Origin of the sequence: Xenorhabdus mauleonii (assembly GCF_900113945.1) — a bacterium.
Classification (GTDB): Bacteria; Pseudomonadota; Gammaproteobacteria; order Enterobacterales; family Enterobacteriaceae; genus Xenorhabdus; species Xenorhabdus mauleonii.
This window is the reverse complement of the sequence record NZ_FORG01000003.1, coordinates 250,329-264,803: the sequence shown is the minus strand read 5'-3', so window position 1 is coordinate 264,803 and position 14,475 is coordinate 250,329. Positions and strand designations below refer to the sequence as shown.

The following is a 14,475-nucleotide window of genomic DNA, read 5'->3' as shown; positions in this document are numbered from 1 at the left end:
ACACAGTTGTAATATGAGGTTAATCCCTTGAGTGACATGGCGAAAAACCTGATTCTCTGGTTAGTCATCGCAGTTGTCTTGATGTTATTGTTCCAGAGCTTCGGTCCCAGCGATTCTAGCGGTCGTAGGGTGGATTACTCTAATTTCATCAATGAGATATCGCAGAATCAAGTAAGCGAAGTACGTATTTCGGGTCGTGACATTGATTTCACTAAGAAAGACAACGGTGGAAAATACAGCACTTATATGCCGATTCAGGATGAAAAGCTGCTGGATACCCTGCTCAATAAACAGGTAAAAGTTGTTGGTGAACCACCAGAGCAACAAGGCCTGTTGGCGACCCTCTTTATTTCATGGTTCCCAATGCTACTGCTGATCGGCGTCTGGATCTTCTTTATGCGCCAAATGCAAGGTGGTGGCGGTAAAGGGGCGATGTCTTTCGGCAAAAGCAAAGCCCGAATGTTAACCGAAGATCAGATCAAAACCACGTTTGCCGATGTTGCTGGCTGTGACGAAGCAAAAGAAGAAGTCGGTGAATTGGTTGAATATCTGCGCGAGCCAGGCCGTTTCCAAAAATTGGGCGGCAAGATCCCGAAAGGTATCTTAATGGTTGGTCCTCCAGGTACCGGTAAAACGTTGCTGGCGAAAGCTATTGCAGGTGAAGCGAAAGTCCCGTTCTTCACCATATCCGGTTCTGACTTCGTTGAAATGTTTGTTGGTGTGGGTGCTTCCCGCGTTCGTGATATGTTCGAACAGGCTAAGAAAGCAGCACCTTGCATTATCTTTATTGACGAAATCGATGCGGTAGGCCGTCAGCGTGGCGCTGGTCTCGGTGGTGGTCATGATGAACGTGAACAAACCCTGAACCAGATGCTGGTTGAGATGGATGGTTTCGAAGGTAACGAAGGTATCATCGTTATTGCAGCAACCAACCGCCCTGATGTTCTGGATCCTGCATTACTGCGTCCAGGCCGTTTTGACCGTCAAGTTGTTGTTGGTCTGCCTGATGTTCGTGGCCGCGAACAGATCCTGAAAGTCCACATGCGCCGTATCCCTCTGGATACTGATATCGATGCATCTATCATTGCCCGTGGTACACCTGGCTTCTCCGGCGCGGATTTAGCTAACTTGGTGAATGAAGCGGCTCTGTTTGCTGCACGTGGCAACAAGCGCGTTGTTTCTATGGTTGAGTTCGAAAAAGCCAAAGATAAGATCATGATGGGTGCGGAACGCCGCTCAATGGTAATGACGGAGGAACAGAAAGAATCCACCGCATATCATGAAGCTGGGCACGCGATCATCGGTCGTTTGGTTCCAGAACACGACCCGGTTCACAAGGTCACTATTATTCCTCGTGGCCGCGCATTGGGTGTAACTTTCTTCTTGCCGGAAGGCGATCAAATCAGCGCAAGCCGCCAGAAACTGGAAAGCCAGATTTCAACTTTATACGGCGGGCGTTTGGCGGAAGAAATTATCTATGGTGTAGATAATGTTTCTACAGGCGCGTCTAACGACATTAAAGTGGCAACATCCATTGCACGTAACATGGTAACGCAGTGGGGCTTCTCAGAAAAACTGGGGCCATTGCTGTACGCAGAAGAAGAGGGTGAAGTTTTCCTCGGTCGTTCAGTGGCTAAAGCGAAGCATATGTCTGAAGATACAGCTCGCTTAATTGATCAGGAAGTGAAAGCTCTCATTGATCGCAACTATATCCGTGCTCGCCAGATCCTGACGGATAACATGGATATTCTTCACGCAATGAAAGACGCGTTGATGAAGTATGAAACTATTGATGCCCCACAAATTGATGACCTGATGAACCGCGTAACTGTGCGTCCACCAGCAGGTTGGGAAGGCGATAGTAACGGTGGCAATAGCAATAACCGTCAAACTCCATCATCACCGAAACAGACTGTGAAACCTGCGGATGATAATCCAACTGCATAATGTAGTTAATCAGGCTATTCAAATACAGAACCGTTATTAATGGCGGTTCTGAGTCTCTTGAAAGACTGTACTCTAAAACCCCAGGTTCGCCTGGGGTTTTGACATTAAGGCACCCTAAACGATGAAACTGACAGTCAGAGGCAGTGTCCTCGACCTTTCCTTCCCACAAGTGATGGGAATTTTGAACGTTACCCCCGATTCTTTCTCTGATGGTGGAACCTATAACACCTTTGATACAGCGTTAAGGCACGCAGCTAAAATGATCGAGGAAGGGGCAACGATTATTGATGTGGGGGGCGAATCAACACGTCCAGGTGCAGATGATGTGAGTGATCAGGAAGAGCTGGATCGCGTTGTTCCCGTGATTGAGGCACTGACACAGCGTTTTGATGCCTGGGTTTCTGTGGATACATCCAAGGCTGCTGTGATTCGTGAATCCGCCAATGCCGGAGCGCATATTATTAACGACATCCGTGCATTACAGGAACCGGGGGCTCTCACTGCTGCGGCACAGACTGGATTGCCAATTTGTTTGATGCATATGCAGGGACAACCTCGTACAATGCAGGCCGAGCCTGACTATGATGATGTTTTGACTGAAGTTAAGGCATTCCTGATACAGCAAATAGAGCTTTGCGTTGCCGCGGGTATCACAAAAAATAACCTGATCCTTGATCCTGGATTCGGTTTTGGTAAGAACTTATCGCATAATTACCAGCTATTGGCTCATCTGCAAGAATTCCATGACTTGGGATTGCCTATTTTGGCGGGAATGTCACGTAAATCTATGATCGGTCAATTGATTAACGTTCCACCGAAAGAGCGAGTAGCCGGAAGCGTTGCTTGTGCTGTGATTGCAGCCATGCAAGGAGCTCAGATTATCCGCGTGCATGATGTAAAAGAAACCGTTCAGGCAATGAAAATTGTACAGGCAACTTTGTCTTCTCAAAAAAACATTGTTCTCTAAAAAAACATTGTCCGCCTAAAATACGATGCCAGAAAAAGCATGCCGTAAGCAAAGAATAAGTTCAGCAAAGGAAAAAGAAATTTATGAGTAACCGTAAATATTTTGGTACTGATGGTATACGTGGCAAGGTAGGTAATACCCCAATTACCCCAGACTTCGTATTGAAACTGGGTTGGGCTGCGGGAAAAGTACTGGCGCGCCATGGTTCTCGCAAAATTATCATTGGTAAAGATACTCGAATTTCAGGTTATATGCTGGAATCTGCATTGGAAGCTGGGCTGGCGGCGGCGGGTTTATCTGCCTCTTTCACGGGGCCAATGCCGACACCTGCTGTGGCATATCTGACACGTACTTTCCGCGCAGAAGCCGGAATTGTTATCTCCGCATCCCATAATCCTTACTATGACAACGGCATTAAATTTTTCTCCATTGATGGGACAAAGCTGCCTGATGATGTTGAAGAAGCAATTGAAGCCGAAATGGAAAAACCATTGACCTGCGTCGAATCGGCTGAATTGGGCCGTGCCAATCGTATCGTCGATGCAGCAGGCCGCTACATTGAATTTTGTAAAGGTACTTTCCCCAGCGAGCAGAACCTCAATGGGCTGAAAATTGTACTGGATTGCGCCAATGGGGCGACTTACCACATTGCGCCAAATGTTCTCAGAGAGTTGGGCGCAAATGTTATTACCATCGGTTGTGAACCAAATGGCATTAACATCAATGAAGAGTGCGGCGCAACAGATGTCCGTCTATTGCAAGAGCGCGTACTGGAAGAGCAGGCGGACGTAGGCCTGGCATTTGATGGCGATGGTGATCGCATCATTATGGTTGACCATCTGGGCCACAAGGTCGATGGTGACCAAATCCTCTACATCATTGCGCGTGAAGCATTGAGACAAGGGCAATTGCGCGGCGGTGCTGTCGGCACATTGATGAGTAATATGGGGCTGGAATTAGCGTTGAAACAGCTCGGTATTCCATTTGAGCGAGCGAAAGTGGGTGATCGCTATGTGCTGGAAAAATTGCAGGAAAAAGGCTGGCGTTTGGGCGCTGAAAACTCAGGCCACGTAATTTTACTGGATAAAACGACAACGGGTGACGGCATTGTTGCCGGATTGCAAGTGCTGAGTGCAATGGTACGCAATAATATGAGCTTGCATGACCTGTGCAGCGGAATGAAATTGTTGCCGCAGATCTTGGTTAATGTTCGCTTTGCGGGCAAGACAGATCCTTTGCAATCTGAATCAGTACTTGAAGCCGTTAAATCTGTTGAGACTGAATTGGATGGGCGCGGTCGTGTTTTATTGCGTAAATCGGGTACAGAGCCATTGATTCGTGTCATGGTTGAAGGCGAAGACGAAGAATTGGTCACTGCACTGGCACACCGCATTGCTGATGCCGTGAAAAAAATAGGTTAATTTGTTGATTTTTTCCGCGATCAGCAGCAGTATTTAAAATTAACCTTGCTTGTCTGAAATGCTTTGGTTAGTATTCACACCCGCTCAATCAGTTAATTTTTCTAATTTTGGGCGGGTGATGCAAGTTAACGTCGCTACGAATTTGTGGAAATCCCCACGAGGAAATGGGTACAACATATGTATGAAGCTCTTTTAGGTATATTCTTGCTAGTTGGTATCGGGCTAATTGCTCTGGTTCTGCTACAGCAGGGTAAAGGTGCTGATATGGGTGCTTCTTTCGGTGCGGGTGGATCTAACACACTGTTTGGTTCATCGGGCTCTGGTAACTTTATGACCCGTATGACAGCCATTCTCGCAACGCTATTCATCGTTATCAGTTTGATTCTTGGTAACATGACCAGCAATAAGACGGGAACGAGCAGTAAATGGGATAATCTGTCTGAACCAGCGAAAGTTGAAACACAATCAGAAGTTCCGACAGCGCATGAAAAGCCAAATAGTGATATCCCACAGTAATATTCAGTAAAAAATTTAAATAGGGTTGTTGGTTTAGATAGTTAGTTATGATTAAGCATTTTAGTTGTAGTTAACCCTTAAAGTAACAGTCCTGTAAAATCAGTGCCGAGGTGGTGAAATTGGTATACACGCTACCTTGAGGTGGTAGTGCCTAAACAACGGGCGTACGGGTTCAAGTCCCGTCCTCGGCACCATAAATCTAGAAACTTGCGTTTTTAGTATTATCAGCGTAAGATTTGCCACGTTTTCGAACGCGGGATGGAGCAGCATGGTAGCTCGTCGGGCTCATAACCCGAAGGTCGTCGGTTCAAATCCGGCTCCCGCAACCACTTCTTAACAACAAGTACCTTTTCCAGAGTAGTCATTCAGCAACCTTAAGACATCGATCCTAATTTGCAAAGTTGCTTTGAAAGGTATAGAAAGAAGCTGGTTGAGACCACTGGCAGTAAATAGGGTCCAGTTGCATAAAGCCCCGAGTGTCGGGGTTTTTTGTTATTTGACAGCAGAACTACTGGGCTAATATAGCCCTTTTTTTATGTCTTGGGGGTGGGCTTGTCCACATTAGAGCAAAAATTAACAGAGATGATTTCAGCACCAGTTGAAGCTTTGGGCTTTGAATTAGTGGGCCTGGAGTTTATTCGCGCACGAGTATCAACTTTGCGGGTCTATATCGATAGTGAAGAAGGTATCACTGTTGATAATTGTGCTGATGTTAGCCACCAGGTCAGTGCAGTGCTTGATGTTGAAGATCCGATTTCGGTGCTTTATAACCTGGAAATATCTTCGCCGGGGCTTGAGCGTCCACTATTTAAGGCTGAACATTATCAGCGTTTCGTAGGGGAAGAAGTCAGTTTGGTTTTACGCATGGCAATGCAGAACCGCCGCAAATGGCAAGGTATCATCAAGGCTGTTGATGGTGAAATGATTACGGTTACGGTGGATGGAAAAGACGAAGTGTTCGCACTGAGCAACATCCAGAAAGCGAACCTGGTACCCCACTTTTAAAGTTCGGATGAGGCAACTAGGATGAATAAAGAAATTCTGGCTGTTGTGGAAGCGGTTTCTAATGAAAAATCTCTCCCTCGCGAAAAAATCTTCGAAGCATTAGAGATTGCACTGGCGACAGCCACCAAGAAAAAATATGAACAGGAAATCGATGTCCGCGTTTGTATTGATCGTAAATCTGGTGATTTCGACACATTCCGCCGTTGGTTAGTGGTTGAAGAAGTCACCCTGCCAACTCGTGAAATCACGCTGGATGCAGCAAAATATGAAGACCCAGAAATTGATCTGGGTGGTTATATTGAAGACCAAATTGAATCAGTAACTTTTGACCGCATTACAACCCAGACAGCGAAACAGGTAATCGTACAGAAAGTACGTGAAGCTGAACGAGCGATGGTCGTTGAGCAATTCCGTGAGCAGCAAGGTGAAATTGTGACTGCTCAGGTCAAAAAAGTGAACCGTGAAAATATTACACTGGACTTGGGTAATAACGCAGAAGCGGTTATTTTACGTGAAGATATGTTGCCACGGGAAAACTTCCGCCCGGGTGACCGTGTGCGTGGTGTACTGTATGATGTTCGCCCTGAAGCACGTGGTGCACAGCTTTTCATCACTCGCTCTCGTCCTGAGATGCTGGTCGAGCTGTTCCGTATCGAAGTACCTGAAATCGGCGAAGAGATTATTGAGATCAAAGCGGCCGCCCGTGATCCAGGTTCCCGTGCTAAGATCGCTGTAAAAACCAATGACAAGCGTATTGATCCAGTTGGTGCGTGTGTTGGTATGCGTGGTGCAAGGGTACAGGCTGTTTCCAGCGAACTGGGCGGTGAGAGAATTGACATTGTGCTGTGGGATGATAACCCTGCGCAGTTTGTCATTAATGCAATGGCTCCGGCGGATGTCGCATCTATCGTAGTAGATGAAGACAACTGCACAATGGATGTTGCTGTTGAAAACAGCAATCTTGCTCAGGCGATTGGCCGTAATGGTCAAAACGTTCGTCTGGCGGCACAACTATTGAAAAAGCATCGTGGTGATGATTCATGGGAACTGAATGTCATGACTGCGGAAGAGCTGCAAGCGAAACATCAAGCAGAAGCTCATGCTTCTATTGATACCTTTACTAAGCATCTCGACATTGATGAAGATTTCGCCACCGTATTGGTCGAGGAAGGTTTCTCTACTCTGGAAGAATTGGCTTATGTGCCAATCAATGAACTTCTGGCGGTAGAAGGTCTTGATGAGGAAACCGTTGAAGTTCTTCGTGAACGTGCAAAAGCGGCCTTGACTACGCTGGAACTGGCTCAAAAAGAGAGTCTTGGTGATCAGCAACCTGCCGAAGATTTATTGAATCTGCCTGGCATGGAACGTACTTTGGCGTTTAACCTGGCTGCCCGTGGCATCTGCACTCTGGAAGATCTTGCCGAGCAGGGTATCGACGACTTATCTGACATCGAAGGACTGAATGATGAGAAAGCAGGAGAACTCATTATGGCGGCCCGTAATATCTGTTGGTTTGGCGATGATGCATAAATAAACTGTAGCAGGAAGGAACAGAATGACAGAGGTAACCGTAAAATTACTGGCAGAAGAGATCCAGACATCGGTAGAGCGTCTAATCCAGCAATTTTCTGATGCTGGCATTCAGAAAACCGCAACTGACTCTGTTTCCCAGAAAGAAAAAGAATCTTTGCTGGCTCACTTGAACCGCGAACAAGGTGGTTCTGGCGGCCAGCCAGGTAAATTAACACTACAGCGTAAAACGCGTAGTACATTGAACGTCCCTGGCACCGGTGGCAAAAGTAAATCGGTAGCGATTGAAGTCCGCAAAAAGCGCACATATGTAAACCGCGATGTGATTGAAGAATCTAAAGCGGAAGAACAGGCGAAGCGTGAAGCGGAAGAGCAAGCTCGGCGCGAGGCAGAAGAGAAGGCGCGGCTTGAAGCTGAAGCGAAAAAACTCGCGGAAGAGCAAGCTAAACGCGAAGCTGAAGAAAAAGCGAAGCGTGAAGCTGAAGTGAGCGCTCAACGTGAAGCAGAAGAAAAAGCCAAGCGCGTAGAGGCTGAATTGTCTCACCGTAAGGCGGCGGAAAAAGAAAAAGTGACTAAGCAACATACCGAAAACAAATCAAAACCAGTTCAGAATGATTCTGCCGCGCTAAATGAAAAAGCGCGCCGTGAAGCTGAAGCAGCAGATTTAAAACGCAAAGCTGAAGAAGAAATGCGCCGTAAGGTTGAAGCTGAAGCGAAACGTGTTGCAGAAGAGGCTCGCCGGATGGCAGAAGAGAACCAAGAAAAATGGTCTAATGATTCTGATTCTAGTGACAACAGTGATTACCATGTAACTACTTCCCGTTACGCTCGTGATGCGGAAGACGAAAATGACGCCAAGGTTGAAGGCGATCGCCGTTCCCGCTCCCGCGGAGGCAAAGCTACCCGCCAGAAGAAGAATAACAAACATTCTGAATCTAAAGCTGACCGCGAAGAAGCACGCGCTGTAGGCCGTACTAAAGGTAAGCAGCGTAAAACCAGCACATTGCAGCAAAGCTTTACCAAACCTGTCGTGGCGGTTAACCGTGATGTTGTGATTGGTGAAACAATTACAGTTGCAGAACTGGCTAACAAAATGGCTGTTAAAGGCTCCCAAGTCATCAAGACCATGATGAAAATGGGCGCAATGGTAACGATCAACCAAGTTATCGATCAAGAAACTGCGCAAGTTGTTGCCGAAGAAATGGGGCACAAAGTTATCCTGCGTCGTGAAAACGAGCTGGAAGAAGCGCTGATGAGCGATCGTGATACAGGTGAAACTCAAGCAGAATCCCGTGCACCGGTAGTGACCATCATGGGTCACGTTGACCACGGTAAAACCTCTCTGCTGGACTACATCCGTTCCACCAAAGTGGCTTCTGGAGAAGCTGGCGGGATTACCCAGCACATTGGTGCATATCATGTGAAAACTGAAAAAGGCATGATCACCTTCCTGGATACTCCGGGCCATGCTGCGTTTACTTCAATGCGTGCTCGTGGTGCACAGGCAACGGATATCGTGGTTCTGGTTGTCGCTGCGGATGACGGCGTCATGCCTCAGACGATAGAAGCTATCCAGCATGCGAAGGCTGCAAATGTTCCTGTTGTTGTTGCAGTGAACAAAATTGATAAGCCAGAAGCTGATCCTGATCGCGTTAAGAACGAACTGTCTCAGTACGGCGTCATTTCTGAAGAATGGGGCGGCGAGACTCAGTTCATCAACGTTTCTGCTAAAGCAGGTATCGGTATTGATGAACTGCTGGAAGCGATTCTGCTTCAGGCTGAAGTTCTTGAGCTGCAAGCAGTGCGTACCGGCATGGCGAACGGTGTGGTTATCGAATCCTTCTTGGATAAAGGCCGTGGCCCAGTTGCAACCATTCTGGTTCAGTCAGGTACTCTGAACAAAGGCGACATCGTTCTGTGTGGCTTCGAATATGGCCGTATCCGCGCGATGCGTAATGAACTTGGCCGCGAAGTGACTTCGGCTGGCCCATCTATCCCAGTGGAAATTTTGGGTCTGTCCAATGTTCCGTCTGCAGGTGATGAAGCGACTGTTGTTCGTGACGAGAAAAAAGCGCGTGAAGTGGCCCTGTACCGTCAAGGTAAATTCCGTGAAGTGAAACTGGCTCGCCAGCAGAAATCTAAACTGGAAAACATGTTTGCTAACATGGAAGAAGGTAAAGCATCTGAACTGAACATCGTCCTGAAAACTGACGTTCAGGGTACATGTGAAGCAATTTCTGATTCACTGATGAAACTGTCTACCGATGAAGTGAAAGTTAAAATTATCGGTTCTGGCGTGGGTGGTATCACTGAAACTGATGCAACTCTGGCTGCAGCATCCAATGCAATCATTCTGGGCTTCAACGTTCGTGCTGACGCTTCTGCACGCCGTGTCATCGAGAACGAAAGTCTGGATCTGCGTTACTACTCCGTTATCTATAGCTTGATTGACGAAATCAAACAGGCGATGAGCGGTATGCTGGCACCAGAATTCAAACAGCAGATCATGGGACTTGCTGAAGTACGTGACGTATTTAAGTCACCGAAATTTGGTGCAATCGCAGGTTGTATGGTGACTGAAGGTAACATCAAACGTAATAACCCTATCCGTGTATTGCGTGATAACGTGGTGATTTACGAAGGTGAACTGGAATCCCTGCGCCGCTTTAAGGATGACGTTAACGAAGTCCGCAATGGTATGGAATGTGGTATCGGTGTGAAGAACTACAATGATGTTCGCGTTGGCGACATGATTGAAGTCTTTGAAGTGATTGAAGTTAAACGCTCCATCGATTAATACCACCATCTATCCAATAGATTTATTCCATTCTTGGGGGGCTTAATGCCCCCCAAAATGTCAGGAGATACAACAATGGCAAGAGAATATAGTCGTACTCAGCGCGTTGCACAGGAAATGCAAAAAGAGATTGCCATCATCTTACAGCGTGAAGTCAAAGATCCGCGTATCGGTATGGCGACTGTCTCTGGTGTTGAGGTTTCCCGTGACCTGGCCTACGCTAAGGTATTCGTAACCTTTTTGAATGTACTGGTAGACGGTCACGATGCATCTCAGGTTAACGAAGGCATCAAGGCATTGAACGAAGCATCAGGTTTCATTCGTTCCCTGTTGGGGAAAGCGATGCGCCTGCGAATTGTTCCTGAGCTGACGTTTTCTTATGACAGTTCCCTGGTGGAAGGGATGCGCATGTCGAACCTAGTTAGCAACGTTGTAAAAAATGATGAACAACGTCGGGTTTCTACGGATCGCAATGAGGAAAAGTGATGGGACGCCGTCGTAGAGGCCGTGCAATAAACGGTGTACTGTTGCTGGATAAGCCACAGGAAATTTCCTCCAATGATGCGTTACAGAAAGTCAGGCGGATTTTTAATGCCAGCAAGGCAGGTCATACAGGCGCGCTAGATCCACTGGCGACAGGCATGCTCCCGATTTGCCTTGGTGAAGCAACCAAATTTTCCCAATTTTTGCTGGATTCTGACAAACGCTACCGGGTGATTGCACGCTTGGGGCAGCGTACAGATACTTCGGATTCACATGGCTCTGTCATTAGTGAACGTGAAGTACAAATTACCCAAGCGCAGCTTGATGCCGCTCTGGATACATTCCGTGGTGATACCATGCAGGTTCCTTCAATGTATTCAGCTCTGAAACATCAAGGGAAGCCGCTGTATGAATATGCCCGCCAAGGCATTGAAATTGAGCGGGAAGCTCGCCCAATTACTGTTTATGAATTGCAGTTCATTCGCTGGGAAGGGAATGAGCTGGAATTGGAAATTCACTGCTCAAAGGGAACATACATCCGTACCATCATTGATGACTTGGGTGAACTTTTGGGCTGTGGTGCTCATGTTATTTATCTGCGCCGCCTGCAAGTGGCTAACTATCCCAACCAGCGGATGGTGACACTGGAGCAGTTGCTTGAGCTAAAACAACAGGCTGAAGATCAAGAAATTGAAGCAGGGGAATTGCTTGATCCATTGCTGCTGCCAATGGATACTGCCGTTGCACATTTTCCGCTGATCCATCTGCCATCCATAGTTGCATCATATTTTAAGCAGGGACAACCAGTCAGAAGCGGGCATGATTTGCCTACAGGTGAATGGGTACGCGTTGCCGAAGGGGATGAAAATAAATTCATCGGTATCGCTGTCATTGACCAAGATGGGATGATTGCGCCACGCCGTTTGGTTGTTGAAGCTGAAATTGAGTAATGTTCATTAATTAATTTGATATTAATTAATGATATAGCAGATGAGAAATTTTAAGCAGGTAAATTGTATCGAAGTCGGGAATGGCGGCGATTGTGCTGTCTTGCGCTTCATCTATTTGCAGCGTAGAATACCGCGTCTGTCTACTGAGTAGCTGAATTAGAGATCGGCGCTCGTCATTTTAAAAAACTACATATTTGGAGTTATACTATGTCTCTAAGTACTACTGCAAAAGCGCAGATTGTTGTTGATTTCGGCCGTTGCGCGAACGACAGTGGTTCCAGCGAAGTTCAGGTTGCCCTTCTGACCGCTGACATCAACAAATTGCAAGGTCACTTTTCTGAGCACAAAAAAGATCATCACAGCCGTCGTGGTCTGCTGAAAAAAGTTGCACGCCGCCGTAAGCTGCTGAACTACCTGAAGCGCAAAGATTTGGCTCGCTACACTGCGCTGATTGAGCGTCTGGGTCTGCGTCGCTAATCGACAAGTTTCAGAGGAAAGGGGCCAAATTGGGCCCCTTTTCTTCTAGAAAATTGAACCTCTTCCGCTACAGTGACTCGCGCGGCTAATGAGAGTCCTTAATGGCTTGAGCACTGTCATTAGTCGTGAGGGTGTAGCAAGAAGATATAATCCATTGTTGCTGAGATTGAGAATCGGCAACACTAACAAAGGTAAATAATTTTGCTGAATCCGATTGTTCGTAAATTCCAGTATGGTCAACACACTGTGACCATCGAAACCGGCATGATGGCTCGTCAAGCGACAGCAGCCGTTATGGTAAATATGGATGACACGGCGGTATTTGTTACCGTTGTCGGCCAGAAAAAAATGAAACCAGGTCAGGATTTCTTTCCACTGACCGTAAATTATCAAGAGCGTACTTACGCTGCGGGTCGTATCCCTGGAAGCTTCTTCCGTCGTGAAGGCCGCCCTGGTGAAGGCGAAACATTAGTTGCCCGTCTGATTGACCGTCCTCTGCGTCCCCTGTTCCCAGAAGGTTTCCTGAACGAAGTTCAGATCATCGCGACCGTGGTTTCTGTTAACCCACAGGTTAACCCTGATATCGTTGCTATGATTGGTGCATCTGCTGCACTGGCATTGTCTGGCATTCCATTCAATGGCCCAATCGGTGCTGCCCGCGTTGGTTATATCAACGACCAGTATGTGCTGAACCCAACAAGTGATGAGCTTAAGCACAGCCGTTTGGACTTGGTGGTTGCAGGTACTGAAGGTGCAGTTCTGATGGTTGAATCCGAAGCAGAACTGTTGACTGAAGAGCAAATGCTGGGTGCGGTTGTATTTGGTCATGAGCAACAGCAGATTGTGATTAATAACATTAATTCTTTGGCTGCTGAAGCAGGGAAAGATAAATGGGATTGGTCTCCAGAGCCTGTTAACCAATCACTGCATGATCGTGTTGCAGAATTGGCTGAAAGCCGTCTGGGCGATGCTTACCGCATTACTGAAAAACAAGAGCGCTATGCTCAAGTTGATATCATCAAAGAAGAAGTTTCTGCAATTATCGTGGCAGAATCGGCGGAAAAAGGCGTTGAGTTAGAAGAATCAGAAGTTCTTGATGTTCTGTCTGCGCTGGAAAAAAATGTTGTTCGTGGTCGTGTTCTGCGTGGTGAGCCACGTATTGACGGTCGCGAAAAAGACATGGTACGTGCTCTGGATGTCCGTACTGGCGTATTGCCACGTACTCACGGTTCATCCTTGTTCACCCGTGGTGAAACACAGGCATTGGTTGCTGCAACGCTGGGTACAGAGCGTGACGCTCAAGTTATCGATGAACTGATGGGCGAGCGTACAGATCGCTTCTTGTTCCACTATAACTTCCCTCCATATTCTGTTGGTGAAACAGGCATGGTTGGTTCACCAAAACGTCGTGAAATTGGTCACGGCCGTCTGGCGAAACGTGGTGTACTGGCAGTGATGCCAAACGCTAACGAATTCCCATACACCGTGCGTGTCGTATCTGAAATCACTGAATCCAACGGTTCTTCTTCCATGGCTTCCGTTTGTGGCGCGTCATTGGCACTGATGGATGCTGGCGTACCAATTAAAGCCGCTGTAGCGGGTATCGCTATGGGTCTGGTTAAAGAAGGCGATAACTTTGTTGTTCTGTCTGATATTCTGGGTGATGAAGATCATCTGGGCGACATGGACTTTAAAGTTGCAGGTAGCCGTGATGGTATCAGCGCATTGCAGATGGACATCAAAATTGAAGGCATTACCCGTGAAATCATGCAGGTTGCTCTGAATCAGGCTAAAGGTGCTCGTTTGCACATCCTGAGCGTGATGGAACAAGCTATCGAAAGCCCACGTAATGACATCTCTGAATTTGCTCCACGCATTCACACCATCAAGATCAATCCAGACAAGATCAAAGATGTGATCGGTAAAGGTGGTTCAGTGATCCGTGCACTGACCGAAGAAACCGGCACTACCATTGAAATTGAAGATGATGGTACGGTGAAGATTGCCGCAACTGATGGCGACAAAGCACGTCATGCTATCAGCCGCATTGAAGAAATTACGGCTGAAGTTGAAGTTGGCCGCATCTATTCCGGTAAAGTAACCCGTATTGTTGACTTTGGTGCATTTGTTGCCATTGGCGGTGGAAAAGAAGGTCTGGTACACATTTCTCAGATCGCAGACAAGCGTGTAGAAAAAGTGACTGACTACCTGCAACTGGGCCAGGAAGTACCTGTTAAGGTATTGGAAATCGATCGTCAGGGTCGTATCCGCCTGAGCATGAAAGAAGCAGTATCTACTACCGATGAAGAGCCAAAAGCACCAGAATCATCAGTAGAATAAATTTGACGTAAAGAGCGGCGTCCTGTAAAAAGGGCGCCGTTT

11 protein-coding genes and 2 tRNA genes are annotated in these 14,475 nt (G+C 47.1%); all 13 read left to right on the top strand.

From position 1 onward, the window contains the following. Positions 1–36 precede the first annotated feature (36 nt). Positions 37–1,947 (top strand): ATP-dependent zinc metalloprotease FtsH, encoded by a 1,911-nt coding sequence (gene ftsH / locus BM100_RS04255; RefSeq protein ID WP_092508261.1) that lies wholly within the window; start codon positions 37–39, stop codon positions 1,945–1,947. 121 nt (positions 1,948–2,068) lie between these two features. Then, a complete protein-coding gene (folP, locus tag BM100_RS04250) occupies positions 2,069–2,914 on the top strand; it encodes a dihydropteroate synthase (RefSeq protein ID WP_092508259.1) in 846 nt (281 codons plus the stop codon). An 83-nt stretch (positions 2,915–2,997) separates the two neighbouring features. Next, positions 2,998–4,335: a phosphoglucosamine mutase gene (glmM, locus tag BM100_RS04245; protein ID WP_092508257.1), complete on the top strand. Its 1,338-nt coding sequence runs from the start codon at positions 2,998–3,000 to the stop codon at positions 4,333–4,335. A gap of 177 nt (positions 4,336–4,512) precedes the next feature. Continuing rightward, positions 4,513–4,851, top strand: a complete 339-nt coding sequence (gene secG / locus BM100_RS04240; protein ID WP_092508255.1) for a preprotein translocase subunit SecG — start codon at positions 4,513–4,515, stop codon at positions 4,849–4,851. A 104-nt stretch (positions 4,852–4,955) separates the two neighbouring features. Further along, positions 4,956–5,045: transfer RNA gene (locus tag BM100_RS04235), tRNA-Leu, on the top strand. A 58-nt stretch (positions 5,046–5,103) separates the two neighbouring features. Further along, positions 5,104–5,180, top strand: a tRNA-Met gene (locus BM100_RS04230). Between the two features lie 223 nt (positions 5,181–5,403). After that, positions 5,404–5,856: a ribosome maturation factor RimP gene (gene rimP / locus BM100_RS04225; protein ID WP_139216932.1), complete on the top strand. Its 453-nt coding sequence runs from the start codon at positions 5,404–5,406 to the stop codon at positions 5,854–5,856. A 21-nt stretch (positions 5,857–5,877) separates the two neighbouring features. Beyond that, the gene (gene nusA, locus BM100_RS04220; protein WP_092508251.1) at positions 5,878–7,386 is read left to right on the top strand and encodes a transcription termination factor NusA; all 1,509 of its coding nucleotides are present in this window, start codon (positions 5,878–5,880) and stop codon (positions 7,384–7,386) included. A gap of 25 nt (positions 7,387–7,411) precedes the next feature. After that, entirely contained in the window at positions 7,412–10,183 is a 2,772-nt protein-coding gene (gene infB, locus BM100_RS04215; protein WP_092508249.1) for a translation initiation factor IF-2, read from the top strand. Between the two features lie 75 nt (positions 10,184–10,258). Beyond that, positions 10,259–10,669, top strand: a complete 411-nt coding sequence (gene rbfA, locus BM100_RS04210; protein ID WP_092508247.1) for a 30S ribosome-binding factor RbfA — start codon at positions 10,259–10,261, stop codon at positions 10,667–10,669. Next, positions 10,669–11,616, top strand: coding sequence for a tRNA pseudouridine(55) synthase TruB (gene truB, locus BM100_RS04205; RefSeq protein ID WP_092508245.1), 948 nt, complete (start codon positions 10,669–10,671; stop codon positions 11,614–11,616). Before rbfA ends, truB begins: the two co-directional genes overlap by 1 nt. A gap of 207 nt (positions 11,617–11,823) precedes the next feature. Beyond that, the gene (gene rpsO / locus BM100_RS04200; protein ID WP_092508243.1) at positions 11,824–12,093 is read left to right on the top strand and encodes a 30S ribosomal protein S15; all 270 of its coding nucleotides are present in this window, start codon (positions 11,824–11,826) and stop codon (positions 12,091–12,093) included. Positions 12,094–12,294: 201 nt separating this feature from the next. Continuing rightward, a complete protein-coding gene (pnp, locus tag BM100_RS04195; RefSeq protein WP_092508241.1) occupies positions 12,295–14,433 on the top strand; it encodes a polyribonucleotide nucleotidyltransferase in 2,139 nt (712 codons plus the stop codon). Positions 14,434–14,475 lie beyond the last annotated feature (42 nt).

Excerpts from the sequence above, each read along its gene's own strand:
- secG (WP_092508255.1), top strand. The coding sequence starts at position 4,513 with ATGTATGAAGCTCTTTTAGGTATATTCTTGCTAGTTGGTATCGGGCTA.
- ftsH (WP_092508261.1), top strand. The coding sequence starts at position 37 with ATGGCGAAAAACCTGATTCTCTGGTTAGTCATCGCAGTTGTCTTGATG.
- nusA (WP_092508251.1), top strand. The coding sequence starts at position 5,878 with ATGAATAAAGAAATTCTGGCTGTTGTGGAAGCGGTTTCTAATGAAAAA.
- truB (WP_092508245.1), top strand. The coding sequence starts at position 10,669 with ATGGGACGCCGTCGTAGAGGCCGTGCAATAAACGGTGTACTGTTGCTG.
- rpsO (WP_092508243.1), top strand. The coding sequence starts at position 11,824 with ATGTCTCTAAGTACTACTGCAAAAGCGCAGATTGTTGTTGATTTCGGC.
- glmM (WP_092508257.1), top strand. The coding sequence starts at position 2,998 with ATGAGTAACCGTAAATATTTTGGTACTGATGGTATACGTGGCAAGGTA.
- infB (WP_092508249.1), top strand. The coding sequence starts at position 7,412 with ATGACAGAGGTAACCGTAAAATTACTGGCAGAAGAGATCCAGACATCG.
- folP (WP_092508259.1), top strand. The coding sequence starts at position 2,069 with ATGAAACTGACAGTCAGAGGCAGTGTCCTCGACCTTTCCTTCCCACAA.
- rbfA (WP_092508247.1), top strand. The coding sequence starts at position 10,259 with ATGGCAAGAGAATATAGTCGTACTCAGCGCGTTGCACAGGAAATGCAA.